Origin of the sequence: Bdellovibrio sp. BCCA, from assembly GCF_037996825.1 — a bacterium.
Classification (GTDB): domain Bacteria; phylum Bdellovibrionota; class Bdellovibrionia; order Bdellovibrionales; family Bdellovibrionaceae; genus Bdellovibrio.
The window spans coordinates 2,942,305-2,962,721 of record NZ_JBBNAC010000001.1 but is presented as its reverse complement, the minus strand read 5'-3'; the positions used below and the strand labels follow the sequence as shown (position 1 = coordinate 2,962,721).

General features: G+C 43.8%; 22 protein-coding genes. 12 read left to right on the top strand and 10 right to left on the bottom strand.

The features are described 5' to 3' along the window. The first annotated feature begins 69 nt into the window (after window positions 1-69). From AAAA78_RS14390 to AAAA78_RS14375, 4 genes are read left to right on the top strand one after another with little or no spacing between them, the layout of a single operon-like run. Window positions 70-963 (top strand): phosphate/phosphite/phosphonate ABC transporter substrate-binding protein, encoded by an 894-nt coding sequence (locus AAAA78_RS14390; protein ID WP_340592726.1) that lies wholly within the window; start codon window positions 70-72, stop codon window positions 961-963. Between the two features lies 1 nt (window position 964). Continuing rightward, on the top strand, window positions 965-1,744 hold the full coding sequence (phnC, locus tag AAAA78_RS14385; protein ID WP_340592725.1) for a phosphonate ABC transporter ATP-binding protein: 780 nt from the start codon (window positions 965-967) through the stop codon (window positions 1,742-1,744). Then, window positions 1,719-2,732 carry a phosphonate ABC transporter, permease protein PhnE gene (phnE, locus tag AAAA78_RS14380; protein ID WP_340592724.1) on the top strand — a complete coding sequence of 338 codons (1,014 nt, stop codon included), beginning with the start codon at window positions 1,719-1,721 and terminating at the stop codon, window positions 2,730-2,732. Before phnC ends, phnE begins: the two co-directional genes overlap by 26 nt. Window positions 2,733-2,741: 9 nt before the next feature. Further along, window positions 2,742-3,143: an acyl-CoA thioesterase gene (locus AAAA78_RS14375; RefSeq protein ID WP_340592723.1), complete on the top strand. Its 402-nt coding sequence runs from the start codon at window positions 2,742-2,744 to the stop codon at window positions 3,141-3,143. A 46-nt stretch (window positions 3,144-3,189) separates the two neighbouring features. Here the strand turns inward: AAAA78_RS14375 and AAAA78_RS14370 are convergent, their stop codons facing one another. Then, a complete protein-coding gene (locus tag AAAA78_RS14370) occupies window positions 3,190-4,317 on the bottom strand; it encodes a transglutaminase-like domain-containing protein (protein ID WP_340592722.1) in 1,128 nt (375 codons plus the stop codon). A 49-nt stretch (window positions 4,318-4,366) separates the two neighbouring features. Further along, complete coding sequence (locus tag AAAA78_RS14365) at window positions 4,367-4,735, bottom strand: VOC family protein (RefSeq protein ID WP_340592720.1); 369 nt, start codon at window positions 4,733-4,735, stop codon at window positions 4,367-4,369. Between the two features lie 302 nt (window positions 4,736-5,037). Here AAAA78_RS14365 and AAAA78_RS14360 point away from each other — a divergent pair, with 302 nt between their 5' ends. Both AAAA78_RS14360 and AAAA78_RS14355 read left to right on the top strand, forming a co-directional pair. Continuing rightward, the gene (locus AAAA78_RS14360) at window positions 5,038-5,445 is read left to right on the top strand and encodes a hypothetical protein (protein ID WP_340592719.1); all 408 of its coding nucleotides are present in this window, start codon (window positions 5,038-5,040) and stop codon (window positions 5,443-5,445) included. Beyond that, a complete protein-coding gene (locus tag AAAA78_RS14355; RefSeq protein WP_340592718.1) occupies window positions 5,442-5,852 on the top strand; it encodes a hypothetical protein in 411 nt (136 codons plus the stop codon). Before AAAA78_RS14360 ends, AAAA78_RS14355 begins: the two co-directional genes overlap by 4 nt. A 14-nt stretch (window positions 5,853-5,866) precedes the next feature. On the opposite strand, the gene AAAA78_RS14350 is transcribed toward AAAA78_RS14355, so the two are convergent. Next, window positions 5,867-6,781 (bottom strand): chemotaxis protein CheX, encoded by a 915-nt coding sequence (locus AAAA78_RS14350; protein ID WP_340592717.1) that lies wholly within the window; start codon window positions 6,779-6,781, stop codon window positions 5,867-5,869. A 240-nt stretch (window positions 6,782-7,021) separates the two neighbouring features. Here AAAA78_RS14350 and AAAA78_RS14345 point away from each other — a divergent pair, with 240 nt between their 5' ends. Together AAAA78_RS14345 and AAAA78_RS14340 are read left to right on the top strand one after the other, a co-directional pair. Next, window positions 7,022-7,822 carry a GYF domain-containing protein gene (locus tag AAAA78_RS14345; RefSeq protein ID WP_340592716.1) on the top strand — a complete coding sequence of 267 codons (801 nt, stop codon included), beginning with the start codon at window positions 7,022-7,024 and terminating at the stop codon, window positions 7,820-7,822. Between the two features lie 36 nt (window positions 7,823-7,858). After that, window positions 7,859-8,839, top strand: coding sequence for a hypothetical protein (locus tag AAAA78_RS14340; RefSeq protein WP_340592715.1), 981 nt, complete (start codon window positions 7,859-7,861; stop codon window positions 8,837-8,839). Here AAAA78_RS14340 and AAAA78_RS14335 read toward each other — a convergent pair. From AAAA78_RS14335 to AAAA78_RS14325, 3 genes are read right to left on the bottom strand one after another with little or no spacing between them, the layout of a single operon-like run. Continuing rightward, window positions 8,770-10,581 (bottom strand): ABC transporter ATP-binding protein, encoded by a 1,812-nt coding sequence (locus AAAA78_RS14335; protein ID WP_340592714.1) that lies wholly within the window; start codon window positions 10,579-10,581, stop codon window positions 8,770-8,772. The two genes, AAAA78_RS14340 and AAAA78_RS14335, sit on opposite strands and share 70 nt — an antisense overlap. Beyond that, entirely contained in the window at window positions 10,574-12,334 is a 1,761-nt protein-coding gene (locus AAAA78_RS14330) for an ABC transporter ATP-binding protein (RefSeq protein ID WP_340592713.1), read from the bottom strand. Before AAAA78_RS14330 ends, AAAA78_RS14335 begins: the two co-directional genes overlap by 8 nt. A 15-nt stretch (window positions 12,335-12,349) precedes the next feature. Next, the gene (locus AAAA78_RS14325) at window positions 12,350-12,490 is read right to left on the bottom strand and encodes a hypothetical protein (protein WP_340592712.1); all 141 of its coding nucleotides are present in this window, start codon (window positions 12,488-12,490) and stop codon (window positions 12,350-12,352) included. 103 nt (window positions 12,491-12,593) lie between these two features. Here AAAA78_RS14325 and AAAA78_RS14320 point away from each other — a divergent pair, with 103 nt between their 5' ends. From AAAA78_RS14320 to AAAA78_RS14305, 4 genes are all read left to right on the top strand, one after another. Then, complete coding sequence (locus AAAA78_RS14320) at window positions 12,594-13,328, top strand: helix-turn-helix domain-containing protein (RefSeq protein ID WP_295902885.1); 735 nt, start codon at window positions 12,594-12,596, stop codon at window positions 13,326-13,328. Window positions 13,329-13,450: 122 nt separating this feature from the next. Further along, on the top strand, window positions 13,451-14,152 hold the full coding sequence (locus tag AAAA78_RS14315) for a hypothetical protein (RefSeq protein ID WP_340592711.1): 702 nt from the start codon (window positions 13,451-13,453) through the stop codon (window positions 14,150-14,152). Between the two features lie 56 nt (window positions 14,153-14,208). After that, entirely contained in the window at window positions 14,209-14,988 is a 780-nt protein-coding gene (locus AAAA78_RS14310) for a murein L,D-transpeptidase catalytic domain family protein (RefSeq protein WP_340592710.1), read from the top strand. Window positions 14,989-15,091: 103 nt separating this feature from the next. After that, window positions 15,092-16,558, top strand: coding sequence for a cache domain-containing protein (locus tag AAAA78_RS14305; protein WP_340592709.1), 1,467 nt, complete (start codon window positions 15,092-15,094; stop codon window positions 16,556-16,558). On the opposite strand, the gene AAAA78_RS14300 is transcribed toward AAAA78_RS14305, so the two are convergent. From AAAA78_RS14300 to AAAA78_RS14285, 4 genes are all read right to left on the bottom strand, one after another. Then, on the bottom strand, window positions 16,555-17,331 hold the full coding sequence (locus AAAA78_RS14300) for a DNA-binding domain-containing protein (RefSeq protein WP_340592707.1): 777 nt from the start codon (window positions 17,329-17,331) through the stop codon (window positions 16,555-16,557). The genes AAAA78_RS14305 and AAAA78_RS14300 overlap by 4 nt on opposite strands. Then, a complete protein-coding gene (gene bufB, locus AAAA78_RS14295; RefSeq protein WP_340592706.1) occupies window positions 17,300-18,154 on the bottom strand; it encodes an MNIO family bufferin maturase in 855 nt (284 codons plus the stop codon). Before bufB ends, AAAA78_RS14300 begins: the two co-directional genes overlap by 32 nt. Window positions 18,155-18,168: 14 nt before the next feature. Then, window positions 18,169-18,774, bottom strand: a complete 606-nt coding sequence (locus AAAA78_RS14290) for a YceI family protein (RefSeq protein WP_340592704.1) — start codon at window positions 18,772-18,774, stop codon at window positions 18,169-18,171. Window positions 18,775-18,851: 77 nt separating this feature from the next. Beyond that, window positions 18,852-20,270, bottom strand: coding sequence for a S8 family peptidase (locus AAAA78_RS14285; RefSeq protein ID WP_340592703.1), 1,419 nt, complete (start codon window positions 20,268-20,270; stop codon window positions 18,852-18,854). Window positions 20,271-20,417: the final 147 nt, after the last annotated feature.

The following is a 20,417-nucleotide window of genomic DNA, read 5'->3' as shown; positions in this document are numbered from 1 at the left end:
TCCAGTGAAATCAAAGACTTTTCTTGCCCGTCTCCAGTGATTTTCTATAATGAGTTGGGAGGCCACAACATGAAACGACTTCTCTCAACGATGGTCCTGATCGGCCTGTTTGCAGTGACAGGTTGTCAGTTTAAAAAAGATGCTCTTGGGACTGAGAAAAATCCCATTAAATTTCATCTTGTCCCTGCTGTTGATGCAAAGGTTCTCACGGACAATGCTAAAGTTCTTAAAGAATATTTAGAAAAAAACACGCCGTACAAATACGAAATCACAATTCCTCAATCGTTTGTCGCTGTCGTTGAAGCGTTCGGTACAAAAAGGGCCGACGTGGCTGCCATTAACACTTACGGATACTACCTTGCGCACAAACAATACGGTGCCGAAGCTCGTTTAACCGTCATTCGCTATGGCTCTGCCACTTATCAATCTCAATTCCTGGCGCGAGCGGATAGTAAAATCAAAACGCTAAGGGATCTTGCGGGAAAGAAAATTGCCTTTGTCGATCCGGCATCCACGTCGGGTTATCTCTTACCTTTAAAAACTTTGAAAGATCTTAAGATTGAACCTAAGGACATTGTGTTTGCAATGAAGCACGACTCTGTGGTGACGATGATTTATCAACGGCAGGTCGATGCAGGTGCGACTTACTACAGTCCTCCGCAGAATGGTCAGATCGAAGATGCGCGCCGTTTAGTAAAAACGCAATACCCTGATGTAGAACAAAAAGTAAAAATCATCGAATTGTCAGAACCCATCCCTAATGATCCGATTGCTTTCCGCAAAGATATGCCGGAAGAAATGAAAGAAAAAATCGTCGACACTCTTTTGCAGTTTGCCGCGACAGACGAAGGTAAAAAAGCTATTGACCTGATGTTGGGAGCGACGAATTTTAAGAAAGCCTCTGACAGTGATTATGACACCGTTCGCGAGATGTTAAGAACGTTGGCGCCAGAAGGGAAGTAAAGTGGGCACTCCGCTTTTAAGCGTGCGCAATTTAGTAAAAACTTATCCCGGCGGAGTGACGGCTTTAAAAAATGTCACTCTGGATGTACAGCAAGGAGAATTTCTTGTTGTCATTGGTTTAAGTGGTTCAGGTAAGTCAACGCTGCTTCGCTGTTTGAATCGACTGCAAGAGCCGACCTCGGGACAAATTCTTTTTGAGGGACGAGATATCGGTTCCTTGCAAAAAGCTCAGGACATTCGCTCTTTAAGAAAAAAGATGGGAATGATTTTTCAGCATTTCAATTTGATTCCGCGACAAAGTGTTTTAAAAAACGTGTTAATGGGACGTCTTTCTGAAAAATCCACGTGGCAAAGTTTGCTGGGAATTTTTTCTGAGGCAGAAAAGCAGGAAGCACTTAAAAATCTTAAACTTGTGGGTATTGGCGATAAGGCTTTGGTGCGCGCCGATCAGCTTTCTGGCGGACAAAAGCAACGCGTGGCCATCGCCAGAGCTTTGACACAAAATCCGATTTTACTTTTGGCGGATGAGCCGGTTTCGTCCTTGGATCCGGCGACTTGTCACGTGGTGATGGATTATCTTCGAAAAATCAATCAAGAGTTGGGGATCACGGTGATCGTGAATCTGCACTTTCTTTCTTTAGTGAGACAGTACGCAACTCGCGTGGTGGCATTAAAAGACGGGGAGCTGGTCTTTACCGGAAAACCTGAAGAGATCACCGAAGAATGGTTTCAACGAATTTACGGCGAAGGTGCCCATGATTTTTCGAAGAACGATCTTTGACGGAATTCTCTTTGCCTTTTTACTGGCAGTTCTTGCGGTGGCACTTTTTGTGTCTTCGGAAGAGCAGCTTTTGAATTTACAACTCGTCAGTTTAATTTCTGTCGCCTTCTTTGCGGTGGGCTGCGGAATCAGTGTTCTTCTTCGTAAGAATAAAGTCACGACGTTAGGGGATGTTCTCTTTAAAACGGCGGCTCCTACTTTAGCTGACAAAGCATGGTATCGTCGTTTTTGGGGTTGGCAGCTTCTTGTGAGTCTTGCGGTTGCATTTATTGTTGCCCTTCTTAAAACAGAGTTTTCGTTTATCGAAATTTTTGACGAGAACGGGTTTGCCGGAGCGGTGCGGTTATTTAAAGGCTTGCTTGATCCGAACTGGGCTGTGTTGCCTCGTGCAGTTTTAAATATCGTCGAGACGATTTTTATGGCGTTCTTGGCAACAAGCTTAGCGATTCCAGTGGCCTTTGTTTTAAGTTTTCTTTGTGCAAAAAACATCATGAAAGGTCCCTGGGCTCAAAGCGTGTACTTCGTGCTGCGAACAATGCTAAATATCACACGCTCCATTGAAGCTTTGATTTGGGCCATCATCTTTTCCGTGTGGGTGGGAATCGGTCCTTTCGCGGGAATGTTAGCCCTCATGGTTCACTCTGTAGCTTCATTGGCGAAGCAATATTCTGAAATGGTTGAAGCTGTTGAAGAAGGTCCCATCGAAGCCATTGAGTCAACAGGCGCTAATAAACTCCAAACAATTTGGTATGCGATTGTTCCTCAGGTGCTTTTGCCTTATATTTCATTTACGGTGTATCGCTGGGATATCAATGTGCGAATGGCGACGATCATCGGTCTTGTCGGTGGCGGCGGTATCGGAACGATGCTGGTGCAGTATCAAGGACAGGCGATGTGGCGTGAAGTAGGTTGCATCATCGCAGTGATTGCCGTTGTCGTGTGGGCTTTGGATCTTGCCTCAGCTCATATCCGTGAAGCTTTAAAATAGAGGTTCGTTATGTCAGAAGCTAGATACAAAGTCACTGTTCGTGAACATCATGTGGATTCTTATGGGCATATCAACAACGCCACATATTTGGAATTGTACGAGGAAGCCCGTTGGGAATTAATCACACCGCGAGGTTATGGCTTTAGCGAAATTCACAAATTGAAAAAGGGTCCCGTGATTTTAGAAGTGAATCTGAAATTCTTAAAAGAAATCCGCCTTCGCGAAAACATCACAATCACAACAAAGCTTGTGAATTACAAGGGCAAGATCGGCCAAATGCTTCAACAAATGGTAAAAGAAGACGGCACAGTCGCGAGCGAAGCTCTTTTCACCTTTGGCTTGTTTGACATGGTAGCAAGAAAATTAATCGAACCGACACCAGAGTGGAAAAAAGCTTTGGATATGGAATAAAGCCAGCTACGTTAAAAAGTTATGTGAGTTATTGGTTTAATTTAATTTACCAATAACTCTTCACGTTCTTATAACGATTGTCATAGCGAATTTCAGCAGTGGTCATGGGGCCACAGCGTTTGTAGCCATTCATTGCTTGTACTTGAATAGTATTCAAGCCATCACGAAGTTTGATGGTGATCTCATAGGTCTTTAAAATCTTTTTATTTCCATTGATAATCACGATATAGGATTCAAACCACGGCATGCTGTTCTTCAAAATCATCGTGACTTCCGGTTTTGCAAAATTCAAATAAGCGCGATCTTTATAGTCTTGCAGATCTTTCCAGTTCACCAATTTTCGGGGTGCTTTCGTTTCAAACTGAATATGACAAGCATTCAAAGGCGCATCAAAGATCTCGCGTTGAAAATAAGTTGGAGATTTATCTGCAAATCCTTGAAAAGTGATTGCTGGTTGTACGCCGTTTCTTTTGCAGCCGATATTTTTTAGATGCGACTGTTTTGAATAAAATGATTTCAAGCCACCGATTCGCGTCGACCAAATATATCTTCTCACAAAGTTCTTTAGTAACTTTAGATGAGCTTTGTTGTTCTTGATATAAGTCAGCGTGCGCTCAGTAAATTTAATGGTCGGATTTTTGCCAGTAACAATGAGTTCCGCAAGTTCGTTATAACTGAGGGGAGTGTTTCTGTTTAGAGCATATGCATGAATTTGAGGATCGATCCATACCCATTTACAAAGTTGATTGTCGAAATACTCCGCTGTCACATGTCCGTGCCCGGAGGAACCCAAATCAGGATGTTTCGTTCTGACATTCAGAACACGCGCTGGAATTCCTACGCTCTGGCAAAGCTGTACAAATACGGATGCAAACTGCACGCACGCAAAAGACGCTCCCTTGTCGGCCAATTTCAGAATGGTCAGAGCATCTTGCTTTTTAGGATTAGAATTAAACCCATCATGCCCCCAAGCCTCTGAAGTGAATTTCGCAATTTTAAGTGCCTGAACAAAATCGGTTTCGTGCTTTGAAAAAATCTTTTCAATCTTAGTATAAGATCGAAGCTTCTCAACTTCCTTATTTTTCAGAGGATCAAACGGCAGGTGGGCAATATTACCCAGTAAGTCAGGTTGTTGAAGAGAAGTAAGATAAATTCTTTTGGGTTTCTTAGTCATATTGTAAATACTCAAAGACAATAGCTCCACAGTGTCGTAGAGCCTTGATTTAATACTTTGGATTCATTAGCTTTAAAACATTTCCATCGGGATCTTCAAAAACAAGCATATGTCCCCAAGGCTGGTCCGCTTCATCAAGAATTTTTGCGCCCAGTTTCTCAAGCTTTTTTCGATCTTCAGGAACATTGTCAGATCTTAAAGTAAGTGTGGCTCCAGCGTGCGCACCGTGACTGTCTCTAGGAATTTGAGGAATCGGACCATCTTCAGGGTGAAGGCCAATCTTCACGCCATGACAATCAAGAGCGATCCAATACTCGCTTTCGTCAATGAGTTTCATGCCTAAGCCTTCAGTATAAAACTGAATGGCACGTTTCGGTTGAGTCACGCTGTAGTAAATATCTTGAACTCCGGTGATCATGAAAACTCCTTTTGAAAAATGATAAGTTTTAAGATTGGCATCGTCAGTAAAAATATTTGTGAAGTGATCGTTCTTCGGGACAATGTTGATTCAGCCTTGCGTTGAAATTATTTGTAATAAAAATTTCCTTGTGGGTAATTTGTTAGATTTTTATCCCTCCTTTGTTGATACATATTTTTCTTTACGAGAAGCTTCTTAATTTATTGAAAATGTCTTCTTAGGGGTCAAATTTGAAGCAAATGGACGCTTTTAATTAAACTCTTGAGATTGCCATTTCTCCTCTAAAAACCATCAAAATCGTGATGAAAAAGCTGTGGTATTGTACTGCCACGGCGGCAGTGAATCTTGTTGGAAGGCGTCGCGATGGTTTTCAGATGGAGGACAAAATGAATCTTAAAAGTTTAAATAAATTCGAGCTTGATCAAAGAATTAAATCATTGGTCGCGAAAGAACGCGAATTACTTCATGAAATTCTTCTGACTATTAAGGAAATAGACCAACGCAGACTGTATCTGGAATACGGTTTTGCCAATTTGTTTTTATACTTAGTCGAGGGTGTTGGCTATTCCGCGGGGAGTGCGCAACGTAGAATTGATGCTGCGAGATTGCTAAGCGAAGTTCCGACATTGGGAGAAAAGATCCAGTCGGGTGAAGTGAAACTTCATCAGGTATCACTTATACAAAAAGCCGCGCGAGATGTTTGTCTTTGACTATTTCAAAAGAACTTGCAGACAAAATTCAGCAAGCCCAGGCTCTTCTTTCCCATGCCATTTCTTCGAATGATATCGTGGATTACCTAGAATACGTGACCGATCGGGTAATTAAACAGAAAACATCTGTGCGACCACATTTTCAGGAGAAAGCCACTGCCACCGTGGAAGTAAAACCATTTTCTGCGAGAACTAGAAAAACAGTTATTAATAAAGATAAATGCTGTCGGTATAAAGATCCAAGCACTGGAAAACAATGTGGTGGCCGATGGTTTTTACAAATAGATCATAAGCAAAGTCGGTGGGCTAACGGTCAAAGCACTATCGAGAATGCTCAGCTTTTTTGTGCTCAACATAATAAAATGAAATATCGCCAAGAAGCCGGATTAAAATATCTTTCGCAGTGAATAGACGGTTTTATCTACGTCGCTTTCGCAATCGGCAGCGCAACCACCGTCAAATAAAATTTCCCTTTGCTTGTAGAAAAAGGAATCATCATTCCGGCGGAGCCCGTCGCGCAAGGCACGACTTGATCTGATCCTAAAAGCACGCGAGGAACTGTCATCTGAACGCCGTAGCTTGTGATTTCAGATTTGGCGTTACCAAAAATAATATTATTGATTTCGCCCACAGCATCTTGATTGTCTTTAGTAAGTTCTGTTTGTTCTTCCATCAACATCGTGGAAACAACTTCCAAAAAACTTCCCTTATCAAAAGAAATGCTCAAGTAACCCTGGAAGGACTGACTTTTAATATCAATCACAGAAGACACTTCGCCCATTAAACACTCTTGCGGAGATTTTGGGCCGGCTTTTTCCATTTTCACAGATGTCACACCAAATTGTTCAAGCACATTGGTTGTCGCTTTGATCACAGCATTGATCACGCGCACATCGACGGCATATTTCGTAGCCGCCGCTGCTGTGTTTGCGTCTTTAGCTTGTCCATGATGTTGCACATTTAGCACCGTGATCATGGCATTGATCAATTCTTCGGGAGTGACTGGCTTTTTAAAGAATTTAGAACTGCGCAAAGATTCAGGAAGATCAGAGGGATCTTTTTGCGAGATCACGATGACTTCAGCGTCCTGAGTATTCTTATAAGTATGAATGCCGTAAACAAAACCGCCATCCATCAAACGAGGGACTTCGGTGTCGATGATAACCATATCAAATTTTTGATTTTCCGACTTAATCGCAGCTTCCGCTCCGTCTTTTGCGCGCACCACGATAGGAGACACGCCGGAGTTCTCAAGCTGCTTAAGCAAAGGCTCTTTCACCGATTGCTCCAGTTCACAGTTATTATCAACAATGAGGATGTTTTTTCTAAGTTTCATTTCTTTCTTCTGTATAAAAACCATAAACTTCTATCGGTTTGAGAATGGAATTCTTAACGCCCAGTAATCTGATCGGCTTTCATGAGGATCCCTTTAACTTTATTTAGTTTAATTACAGAATGAAAAACGACTAAAAGTTCGACAAAAAATTTGAATCATTTTTCTTACAAATTGTCTAATTTCCTACAGTTAAGTCGAGTCTTGTTTGCGCCGATAGGTGGTCCAAGGAGTAACGGAACAATGGCAAAACAGTATTATCTTTCTAACAATGGGACTCATATCGGACCGTACACGCATGAGACAGTCTTAAAAAAGATCGAGGCCCAGGAACATCAATGGACTGATTACGTTTACGATGAAAACGTAGGTGAATGGATGATGCTACTTGAACACCCTGAGTTTGCGCAGAAACTAGCTCAGAAGCCGTCGGTTCGTCCAAGTGCGACACCTCTTCCAAAAGCGGGGTTTGCAAACGCTCTTAAGGACAAAGAGTGGTTTATTCTCAAAGAGGGAAATAACTACGGACCTTTCTGCCAGTTGGAGTTGATCCAAATGCTGCAGGAAAAAACTTTGTTTGAATACGATTACATCTGGCACGCAAAACTTCCTGCATGGAAACGTGTGGCTGAAGTAGAAGAGTTCTCTTCAGATAAAATCCGCGGAATGAAAGATTCCAAAGATGTCGACGTGGCAGAAATTTTCTTCCGTCGTCGTCATGCACGCGCTTCTTACGGTGCTTCTTTGATTGTGCATAACAATAAAACTGTATTCCGGGGTCAAGCTTTGGAAATCAGTGCCGGGGGAGCTGGTGTCTTGATTGATACTCCAAATTTACAGCCAGGCCAGTCTTTGTTCTTACATTTCCAACCCGGAGACGGCGTTCCTCCATTCAATGCGGTTTGCCAGATCGTGAGTAAGCAATTCGTGAAAGATGCTTCCAATGCAACAACAGCAGAGCCCGTAAAATACGGCGTGAAATTCACGACTCTGAGTCAATCGGCGCGTGAGTCGATTAAAAACTTCACGACTAAAGCGGCATAAGATTTTGTTTTCTATGAACGTGTTGAAAGAGGATTTATGAAAAAGGAATTTTCAGCTTTGTTGGCGGCCATGATGTCAACAGCTCTCATGGCTTGTTCTTCGGGTGTGCAGTTTGATCTTCCAGAAACGTCCGACAACTTTGATCAAAGTGTGACCTATAATAACAAAGTGGATATTCTTTGGATTGTTGATAACTCCTCTTCCATGTTGAAACATCAGCAAAATCTCAGCAACCAGGTTCCTGATCTGGTTGCGCGTTTGAATTCCCTCAAAATGGATTATCATATGGCGGTGGTGACGACGAGTATGGGAGGTCCAAATCCTGACGGCGGTCGCTTTATTGGAAGCCCGAAGTATGTGACATCTTCAACTCCTGATCTTGTGAATTCACTTAAGAACCGCATGATTGTGGGTGAAGCGGGCAGTAACAACGAGCGTGGTCTTGAGTCGATGGAAAATGCCTTGTCTTCAGGCTATCTTGCTAATGAAGGTAAGGGATTTTTTCGTAACGATGCTTTGTTAGTTGTGATCGCGCTATCAAATGAAGAAGATAAGAGTGTAGTTTCTAATCCCTCTCCATATTACACGGGTTTGCTTGATGGTCTCAAACGCCCCTGGGTCGATGGCTCAAGATCTTGGGTCTTTAACTTTATCGGGGTAACACCTACAAGTACAAACTGTACTACATTTAATGACTATTCAGAGGTAGGCTGGAGATTCATTGATTTAGTTAACGTCTCTGGCGGTGTTCAAGAGTCAATTTGTACATCTAGTTTGGGATCAGCCGTAACAAACATCCGCGCTCGCATCTATCAAATCCTCACAGACTTTAAACTTTCTAAAAAGCCTGTGATTGAATCCATCACGGTTACGATCAACGGCCAATCCGTTCCTCGTAGCAACGTGAACGGATGGGATTATATCGAGTCCATCAATGCCATTCGCTTCTACGGCTCCGCAGTTCCGGCAGCAGATGCATCCATCAAAGTGGACTTCAAACCTAAAGACGCAAACTGATAATAAAGGCCTTGGGCTTTCATAAGTTCTTCGTGAGAGCCCACTTCCGCAACTTCTCCGTGATCTAAAACGACAATGCGGTCACATTGCTGAATCGTCGAAAGACGGTGAGCAATGATAATGCTTGTGCGACCCTTGGTGATTTCCTTCGTCGCCTCTTGAATGATGTGCTCACTTTCAGAGTCGATATTTGCTGTCGCTTCATCCAGAATCAAAATATCCGGATTGAAAGCTAAGATGCGCGCAAATGCGATCAGCTGTCTTTCGCCGACAGACAAGTTGGAACCGCGTTCTTCCACTGTACTTAAAAGATCCCGACCTGTGCGCTTTAGAAGGCTCATATAGCCTGTTTTTTCACAAGCCTTCAGAATCTGTTCTTCAGTGATACGTGAATCACCTAGTCCGATATTATCGCGAATCGTTCCACGGAAGATAAAATTATCCTGCTGAACGACGCCGACATGGTGACGGATCTCTGTGCGAGGAATTCTTTCTAAAGCCAAGCCGTCGATAAAAATACTTTTCTCTGGCGCATCGTAAAATCTTTGCAGCAATGAAATGAACGTCGATTTTCCACTGCCAGTTCTTCCTACTAATGCGATGGATTCTCCGGCCTTGATTTGCAGAGAAATATTTTTTAGCACAAAAGGCAAATTGCTTTCGTACTGGAAATTCAAATTGCGAATTTCAATGTCACCCTTAACAACCTCAGGTGTTTGCAGATTTTCCAGTTCATACTCTTGCGGTTCATCCATCAAAGTGAAAATACGCTCGGCACTCGTTAAGGAGTTTTGGAATTGCTGATATTTCTCCAAAATTTCACGAAGAGGCGGGATGAAGTCTTGAATGTTCATCAAGAATGCCACCAAAGCACCAATCGCAATGGAGTTCTGCGCACTCAACAGTCCGCCAAAGTATAAAGCCGCTGTGATTGTCGTCGCATTAAAAAGATTCATAATCGGCTGCATCAGCGCATAGGCACGGATGGAGCGCATATTTGTATCGCGGTAATCAACGGAAAGAACGCCAAACTTTTCACGGTTGCGGAAAACGCGGTTGTAAAGCTGAACGACCTTGATGCCGTTCAAGTTTTCGGCCAAAAATGCATTGATCAACGATAATTTCTTTTTCTGTTCTCTTAAGATATCGCGGATGCGATTGCTTAAATAAAACGAAGCACCAATAAAAAATGGCGCTAAAACCAAGCTCACAAGAGTCAGTTTCCAAGAAATCAAAGCCAAAGCCACGACAACAGACATGATAATCACAAAATGCGTGAAGACCGAAATCACGCCATCAGTGAAAAGCTCGCCTAAAGACATCACGTCGTTCGTCAAACGAGTCACGATTCGACCTGTCGGCGTTTTATTGAAAAACTGCAAAGGCAGTCTTTGCACATGAGCCATTAAATCTTCGCGCAAATGAAAAAGCATTCTATTCCCGAAAAGTTGGAATAGAAAAACGTTCGCAAAAGAAAAGCAAGAACGGAAGATTTCTAAAATCAAATAAGCGTAAGCGACTTTCGTGAAAACGCTATAGTCTTTTTCCTTCACGCCGTGATCAATCGCATATCCAATCAAAGCAGGAATCAAACGCGCCACAATAGCGCCACCAGCGACAGCAAAGATCGCAGAAAAAAGTAATAACTTTTCGCGGCGAGCATAAGGCCACAGGCGTTTAAAAAGAACCGGGTAGGTGATCTTGGTTTTCACCAGGTCTTCATGCATGAAATTTTCACTCATGGTGATCTCCTTTCTCTTGGATTTGCACGGTTTTTTGGAATGTCGGGCTCACATTTAAAACTTCTTCGTAAGTGCCATGGGCTTCGACTTGGCCGTCTTTCAAAATCAACAAATGATTCACGGCCTTTAATGAAGACAGGCGATGAGCCACAATAATTCGGCTGGTTGTGGAATTGCTCTTCGCCAATTCTTCTTCAATGGCTTTTTCGGTGCGCGTATCCACAGCACTTAAAGAGTCATCCAAAACCAAGACGGGAGTTTTCATGATCAAACCGCGAGCAATAGTCAGACGTTGTTTTTGTCCGCCGGAAAGGTTGACACCTCTTTCGCCCAACTGTGAATCGTACTTGTGCGGTAAAGAATCAATTTCTTTACTGAGATCCACAATCTCCGTCATGCGTAATATTTCTTCTTCAGAGGCGCGTTCTTTAAGACCGAAGCTGACGTTCTCCGAAATGCTTTCACTAAATAAAAAAGCCTCTTGAGGAACAAGCAACAAAGTTTTCCGTAAAGACTCTTGAGAAATATTTTCGATCGACACTCCGTTAATAAGAATCTGTCCTTCTTCAAGCGGGTACATACGAGAAAGCAGATGAAGCAAAGTCGTTTTCCCGGCGCCAACAGGGCCCATGATTCCTAAGCTCTCGCCGGCATTTAAAGAAAAGGAAACGTTTTTCAAAACATAATGGTCACTGCCTTTATGTTTGTAAGAAACGTTTTTAAATTCCAAAGTTTTAAATTCAGCGATTTCGTAAGTGCCGTTATCAGGAATGTCTGTTTCTGTTTTAAGAACATCCTTAATGCGATCAAAGGAAGCATAACCTTTTTGGAAATAAGAAAAACCCATCCCCAAGGCTGTCATCGGCCAGACCATTTTTTGGATGTAGCGATGAAACGCCACGAAAGTTCCAATGGTCACAGCGCCAGAATAAATGTCATCCTTTGCGATGAACAATAAAATCACGCTGCCAGAAGTAACGCCAAACTCCATCACCGGAACAAAGAACGCATCAATGCGTGCGACTTTGTTACAAGCTTTTTCAAAAGCGGAACTGACACCGTTAAACAATGTTGTGCGGTTGTCCTCTTGAGCAAAACTTTTAATAACACGGATGCCGCCCACAGTTTCTTGAGCTACGCCGGTAAGTTCGGAAAAGCGGTCCTGTTGAGTTTTATAATTAGAATGAATAAGGCGCATCACTTTCCAGATAAGGAAAGGAACGATCGGAAGAAAGACCAACGTCTTCCAAGTCCAAGCCCAATTCATGGTCGCCATAATCGGGAGAATCACGGCGATGATAATCACACCATCAGCTAAAATCAAAAGTCCAGGGCCGATCGCTTGGCGAAATGATTGAACGTCATTAGTCAAAAGGCTCATCAACTCTCCCACTTGATTTTTGTGGAAAAAGTTTGGCCCCAGGGAAGTCACATGTCGGAAAAGTTTTTGACGAATATGTTCAGCTGCAAAAGTGTGAAAGCGCCCAAAGTTCGTGCGCCATCCGTAACGGCTGACGGCAAGTCCTGCCATCACCGCAAAGAAGATCAAACAAGTTTTGCCGATATTATTCAGCGGCACCTGCGCTTCGATCTGGTCAATGGCTGTTTTCATGATGAGTGGATACACACCATCCAGCGCATTCGTGATGATTAAAAAAACAATCCCCAAGCTGAAGGCTCGGGGATTGTTTTTAATGTAAAACCAAAGGGGACGATTAAAGAGGACTGAAGAGTCAGTGGTCGAACTTTGCATGCTCAAGGAGAGTATTTAATCCTGCTTGAGCCTGCAAGTGTTTTGAAACGACGTGGGATATTGCTCTTGGCGTCGTTCGTACGCTCTTTGCTCCCAGCCATAAAAGAAAGGTCTTTTGCTTGTTAAACGATCCACGATGAACTTGAGAATGCTCATAGAACCTCCTGCGTTCTCTTGCTAAGGATCGGCGGCTTGGTCTTATAATTCAATACCCTTGATTTAAGTACCATCATGTAATACCGTGGTTTTGGGGGTTGATATGTCACAAATTGACCAATTCTTGAATTCGCTGAAACGTGCGCTAAAAGCCAAGAACGTCTTGTATCGAGACTTGGCGAAAGCATTGAATTTGAGTGAGTCTAGCGTTAAGCGCATTCTCTCCAACAAAAGCTTAAGTCTGGAGCGCTTGGAAGAAATCTGCCGAGTAGCTGACATCAGTTTTTCTGAGGTCGTTAAATCCGCCAATTTAGAGGAAACGTCTCAGGTTTTCACTCTCACGGATGATCAGGAAAAAGCGCTGGCTGAAAACTCTCGTATGCTTCATTACTTTATGATGTTGCAAGAGGGAAAAACGCCGCAAAAAATCGAGCGGGAATATCAGATCTCCAGTTCTGAATCGAAAAAATATCTTTTTCAATTAGACCGTTTAAATCTCATCGAGCTTCATCCGCGCGACAAAGTGAAATTAAAGCGCCATGGCTTTTTGCGTTTCCGTCGAGACGGGCTTGTGGGGAAAGCTCTTTTTGAAAACACCAAAGCGCACTATCTTAATTATGATTTCCGTCCAGAAGACTACATTCGTTTTTCATTCTTAAAACTAAGCCCGCAGACTATGGCGAAGTACAAAACGAAGCTTGAAAAATTGATGTTGGAGATGCAAGAGGAATCGCGTTTTGAAAGTGAACACAATGTTTCCGTCGTGGATATGGGTGTTCTCTTTTCGTATCGTCCTTGGCAGCACTCCTATATGGGCGCGATTAAAAAGAAAGAATAGTGGCACTGGCTTTGCTTTTGATAAAACCAGGATAATTAAAGGGAGCACGAATGAGCTGGCAACGGATAAAAACCGCGATTTGTCAGGGTGACTTATTTATAGACAGTCACCGTCGATCCCTTATGGTTTTTCTTTTAGGACTTCTATTGCCTGCTATTGGACAAGCGGGCCTTAAAGATGTGAAGCCATGCTTATCCACGCACTTGCGTGAGGCCATCAAAATCAACGAACAAAGAGCCCCTGTGTACGAGCGACTTTCTCAGGGGCAGAGCCGCGCAATTTCTGAAATGCTGATCAAGGCCGAAAAAAAAGTTTTATGGGTGGCTCCTTTAGCAGATGCCTGGGCGGCTCCATATCAGCGAGCGGGCATTCCGATTCTGTGCGCGGATTTTATTGATATGTCGCACACACCAGCATTTCGTGCAGTCAACCCTGATGGAAAAGATTCGCTTCAACATTTTCATCCTGCACAAGCGCGCGAAATTTCAGAGCGCCTGAGGGAGCTTTTTAAAGCCAAAGATTATAACGGCATTGTTCGTTATGCTGATGAACAAGTGCAAGAACTCAACAGAGTCCCGCGCTATAACTGCATGGTCCGTCATGTCTTGGAATCCATTCGCCGAATGGCAGGTCTTGCTCCAATACATGACCGCAAAGCTCGCGAGAAACTGCATATCTCTTCATTGCTTTTGTCGAGAACAGTTTTGAAATCGCACATAAATCTCTTGAAAGAATCTTCTGAAATCGACGCGCTCGCAGCTCCTTTGCAAGCCGAAGCTTTGCCGATCATTTGCCAAGATGTGCCGCACATTCCTTGGCCCTGACACACCTTTCGGAAACTTAATTTGCTGATATTCGCACTTCCATTGAGAGTGTGACTATGGGTTCATTTGCGCGGGTTTTTTCGTTATGGATTTTTTTAGCGGTGGATCTGATCGCGACAACGGCGTGGGCGGATTCTTTATTCAATCGTCGTCTGGGAAATGGACGTTTCCTTTTTGACGTTGTGATGGAGCAAGGTGTTTCCCGGGAGCCCTTGGACTTAATCTTCCGAATGTACGATTACAACGAAGGGCGAATTCCGAATCTGACTTACACGGTGCTGGTTGATTATTCCCGGCCCTCGACGGAAAAAAGATTGTTTCTGATAAATCTTAGCAACGGCTCTGTTGAAAAATTCTATGTGGCCCATGGCATTCGCTCAGGCATTATCGAAACACGCAGCTTTTCAAATCTTCCGGATTCTTGGAAAAGTTCGTTGGGCTTTTATTTTGCCAAAGGTTCATACGTCAGTTCTAAGAACGGCATTTCACTTTATCTCGACGGTATTGATCGCTCGAATAATAACGCCAAACTGCGAACAATTGTTTTGCACGGCGCCTCTTACGTGAGTGAAGATTTTATTCAACGAAATGGACGACTTGGATGGAGCGAAGGATGTTTTGCCGTAGGACTTGAGTATGTGAATTACCTAATCAATCTTTTGCAAAACGGAAGTCTGCTTTTATCTTATCATAAAGACCTCATTGGATTTTCACGGCGTTATCCTTCCGAGCAAGCAATGGTCGGCGATGAAGTCGTTCCCCCAGGTGTGAACACAAATCGAACACCGGGAGAGGGTGGAGGACTTGACTGGATTCCTTCCGCTGTCTCATTCTGAAATAGAAATAATTAAACTTCCTCATAAACCCTCGAGAGTGCTTCAGGTTCTTAAGCAGATGCCGATCTTTTCCCATGCAATTTCATCCCCGGGGAGTACATGTATGTGGAATAAAGTCTGGAAGTCACAGAGTTACCGTTACAAAATATTAGCTCTTCTTGTCGTGGCGATCCTGCCTTTGTGGGCGATAGTTTTGTTTTACGTGCTGCCCTTGGTGCGTACCAATTTATATGAAGACCGCAAAACATCCATTCGTAATACCGTGGATATCGCGGGAAAAGTTTTAGAACACTATCACCAACTTGCGGAAGCCAAAGTCATCACTGATGAAGAAGCGCAGAAACAAGCCCTGCTTGCAGTTTCAAAACTCCGTTATAACGGCAATGAATATTTTTGGATCAACGATCTTCATCCCAAAATGATGATGCATCCGATTAAGCCGGAACTGAATGGCAAAGATCTTTCTGATATGAAAGATCCCGAAGGTCTTCGTTTGTTCGTAGAGTTTGCGCGCGTCGGACAAACTCCTGAAGGCGAAGGTTTTGTCAGATATCTGTGGCCGAAGCCGGGTTCACCTCAGCCAGAGCCAAAAATCAGTTTCGTAAGACAGTTTAAGCCGTGGAAATGGATCATTGGTAGTGGTGTATATGTGGATGACGTTGAAAAATCCGTGGCGCAGTTTCGTTCCAAAGTGATTATCAGTTTTTCATGCGCATTCGTTTTAGCTTTTGGTTTGTTCTTTGTTTTCGCCGGAAAGCTTATGAACTTTTTGGCAAAAACTGTGAATGACACGAACGATGCAAGCCAACAGGTTCTGGAAGCATCTAATATGCTTTCAAATGCAGGACAAAATGTCGCACAAGGCGCTGTGGAATCCGCAGCCCGTATTGAAGAAACACTGAACGCCGTTAAAGAATTAAATGACATCGTGAAAACCAATCAAGACCGCGCAAGAGCCGCAGCAGAACTTGCGAAAAATTCAGAAGCTGGTGCCTCTCAAGGCGCGGGCGAGGTTAAGCGCTTAATTGAATCCATCACGGTGATGTCAAAAATTTCTGGTGAGATCACGTCTGCCATGGACATCATTGACGATATCGCGTTTCAAACAAATCTTTTGGCTTTAAATGCGGCGGTAGAAGCCGCTCGTGCCGGAGAGCAGGGAAAAGGTTTTGCAGTTGTTGCCGAAGCTGTGCGCGGACTGGCGTTGAAGTCAGCCCAAGCTGCAAAAGAAGTTAAAACCGTGATCACAAGCAGTGTTACGCAAACCCAAGTGTCTTTAGAACTCGCAGAAAAAAGTGACAAAGTTTTAGATGGAATTGTGACCTCCGTGCAAAAGGTCAACGTGCTCAATCAAGAAATTGCTGAGACTTCTGCACAGCAATCCGAAGGCATTCGTTCCATTCACGATGCAATGGGATCTCTAGGACAGCAGACGCAAGCTTTCTCGGCGGCGGCAGAAGAAACAGCGGCGACGTCTGAAGAGATGTCAGCGCAAGCCAACACTCTTCAACACATGGTTCACCATATGGCTTCTGAAGTGATCGGAAGATCGGCAAAGAAGGCGGCTTAGGTTTCTAAAACCAAGACGTCTTCAATGATTCCCGCTCTCATGATTATTTGAAAAAGCTGCGTGATTTTTTCTGACGTTAAGACGTGAGAAAAACCCACCAGGGCCTGGGAAACGGATTTTCCTTCTTTAAGTTCCGTTAAAACCTGAGCTTCCACGTGATCAATTTTGTGCACGTAAATTTTCTTTTGCTTCTTATACACCAAAAGACTTTCAGGTGTTTGCCAGTGAATATCTTGAATTGTTCCCGAAGGATCATTGCGGCGTCGCCAAATTTCATAGATCGCATAAGGACTCTGAAAGATGTCCATGCCCTCAATGAAATGCACTTTGAAATCTTCTGAATTCAGCAATGCCTGAATTTCCTCGGCTGGAAAAGGATCTGATGTCGGCGTGTGATACATGTTTTTAAAAGTCCACTCAAAGCGCGCAAGATCATAGAGAAACGGATGAGCTGTGCCCAAAGAAGACATCTGCAAGTGCTCAGGGAATTCATGACCGTAATCAGAAAGATTGTACGAGCGTGAGGGTTGAGCGTTGATATACTTGCGACTGGCGTTGTGAAATTCATCTTCACCTAAAACCCACGAGGAAGCCTCATAAATTTCACGTAAGGCTCCGGTCAGACGGGCAACGTAGCCTTGGTGATAGACTTGAAAGGCTTGCTCCAAAGAAAGCGAGCCAACGGGTTTTAATTCTGCTTCCGCTTTGCCGTCGCTCACCTGGCCAGAGGCAATATTTCTTTTAAACAGGTTCAATGCTTCGTTCAGATTCATGTGAACTCTCCAAAATGTAAACAGCCTTCATCACTTCAACTTCAAGCTCATGGAAATCAGGAATGTCTTCATCTCGCTCAATAAGAATCGGCAGGTGGCGAATTTGTGGCGCCAAAATTTTAAATAAATTCCAAACAGGCTCCGGGATGTCCGTTGAGTGAGTGTCGAAAAGAAAATCGCCATAGTCCGAAGGCCCTGCCATGTGAACTTGCGCCACACGATCCATCGGAATGTGATTTAAAAAATAATGCGGATCAAATCCGTGATTGTAAGAATTTACGTAGACGTTGTTGATATCCAGAAGCAACCCGCAACCGGATCGGCGACTCACCTCACTCACAAAATCCCACTCGCTCATCTCATTGCGACGATAGCTGATGTAAGTCGATACGTTTTCTAAAATCAAAGGACGACGCAAAAAATTTTGTACGAAATCGATATTGTTTACCAAAGTCGCTAGACTGTCTTCCGTGAAGGGAAGGGGAAGAAGATCGTGCATATTCATATCTGATGTTCCCGTCCAGCAAAGATGATCGGAAACGATAAACGGTTCCACACGATCAATCAGATCACGAAGTTTTTGTAGATAGTCCAAACGAATACCTTCAGGAGAACCGATATTCATCGAAACGCCGTGAAGCGCGACAGGATAATCCTGACGAATGAGCTGGAGCATCTCCATCGGACGTCCACGCGAGTCCATGTAGTTTTCCGAGATCGCTTCAAACCACGCGACTTCGGTAGCAGGCCTTTGTTCTAAAAAAGAATAATGAGGAGGTCGTAGGCCCAACCCCACTTTGTGAGTGAATGATGACGGGTGCATTTTTCTTCCTTTAGTTATTTTTTTGCAGGGGCTTGAGGTTTTGCAACTTTGGCTTCGCCGTCGATTTTGATTTTAATATCATCACCGACCATCCATCCGCCTTTGTCGAGTTGCTTATTCCAAGTCATCCCGAAATCTTTACGATCAATCTTGGTTTCCGCATCAAAGCTCACCATGCGATTGCCCCAAGGGTCGGTCACGGCGCCGTTATAATTCACATCCAAAACAACGGGTTTCGTGATGCCGTGAATGGTGAGATCTCCGTGAACTTTTTTGGGCTTGTCTTTGTCGTATTCGACCTTCGTACTTTTGAAAGTTATATTGGGATACTTTTCAACGTCGAAAAAATTTTTACTGCGCAGATCTTTGTCGCGATCTTTTTCATTCGTATTAAGCGAAGCGGTTTTAATGGTGACCACGACGTTATCAAGTTTTTGAGACGTTTCATCAAAATCGAAACTGCCGTCAAACTGATCGAAGCGGCCGTTGACTTTGGAAACCACAAGGTGAGGAGCCTGAAAGGCGATATTCGTGTGAGCTTTATCCAGCTCGTATTTTGCGGCAAACGCGGAAGAAGAAAAAGCAGCGGTCGCTAAAAAAGAAAAAAGTAGAACGCGCATTTTAAATCCTTTCGGTTTAGTGCTCGTTCTACTTTTTTAGATGACCTTAACTTTTACAAATTAAGTTGCTGAAAGTTTTAGTAATTCATCAAAGCTTTTACATCAAGCTTGCCGCCTGACACAGTTTTGCCTTGCAATGCCGGGATCGCTTTCGCGGAACCTAAGATCGCCGCTTTCACTTCATGCCATGATTTGTTTGGATGAGCGGACCAGTAAAGAGCCGCTGCACCAGCAACGTGAGGAGTCGCCATAGACGTTCCATCCCAAGTCGCTTTGAATCCAAATTTATCAATAACAGTGTCAGAGTAACCTTGACCTACAACAGTCGAGAACACTTTCACGCCCGGCGCGCCGATATCAACAGTTTTCGCACCCCAGTTAGAGAAAGAACCCAATTTGTTGTTCACATCAAGTGCTGCAACAGAAATGATGTTTTCATGATCGTAAGACGCTGGGTAAGCAGGAAGCTTGTCCGTATCGTTATCATAACCAACACCTTTGTGTCCGTTACCCGCAGCAGCGATAAATAACACACCTTTATCTTGGCTGTATTGAATAGCATCGCGCAAAGCTTGGTTTTCTGGTGCGCCGGGCTCTTCGCCTTCAGAACCCCAAGAGTTGCTCAAAACTTTCGCGCCATTATCAACAGCGTAACGAATGGCTTTGATCGCATCTGCAGTTGTTCCGCCACCAGTCATACCGATGAAACGCAAAGACATGATTTTTACATTCGGAGCAACTCCGGCAATACCTTTGCCGTTATCACCGCGAGCTGCGACGTTACCCGCACAGTGAGTGCCGTGACCTGGATTTCCACCTTTGAACAAGCCATCCAAAGTATCTACGGCCAAATCGTAAGGTTTGTTGTCGTTACCAACAAAGTCCCAACCGATCATGTCGTCAACATAGCCGTTGCCGTCGTCATCAATACCGTTGTCTGGAATTTCGCGTGGGTTTCTCCACAAGTTTGGCAAAAGATCTTCGTGAGTATAATCAACACCTGTGTCGATCACAGCCACAATCATATCAGGACTGCCTTTAGTGATTTTCCAAGCGTCAACTACACCAATGTCGCGCATGCCCCATTGTTGGTTGAACAAAGGATCGGCACCCGTTGTGATTTGCGGAGCGTCAGGAATCGCCGGATTGTCTTGGCGAGCCATCGCGCGAAGCTGAGGATTTCTTGAAAGCATCTTCGCTAAAGCCGCGCGACGAAGAGGATCTTCAATTTTATAATCTTCTGGAATCGTGATTTTGTAGTTTGGTTGCACGTATTCAACCGCAGGATTTTTCTCAAGAGTTTGCAAATTCATGTGGCGTGGAGCTTGAACTCGAACCCATGATTCCGTCAATTTCTCGACTTTGGCGCCTTCCATTTGGAACTCAACGAAGCCAGGTGCCAATTTTATAAGCAAATCTTGCTTTTTTGAATTCGCTTGAGCGGAAATGCCCAACGCAACAATGGCAGAACTCACGTACAGAGCCATCTTTTTCATATGATTCCCTTCTCGAGGCCCCTCTGAAATCCCGTGTTGCATAACACTAGACTTCTCCTCGATTGATATTTGAGTGGAAATTAAAGTTTAGAAGTGAGTCGACTAGAGAATCAATTTCATTTGCCTTGTTACGGAATGGTGCGTTGA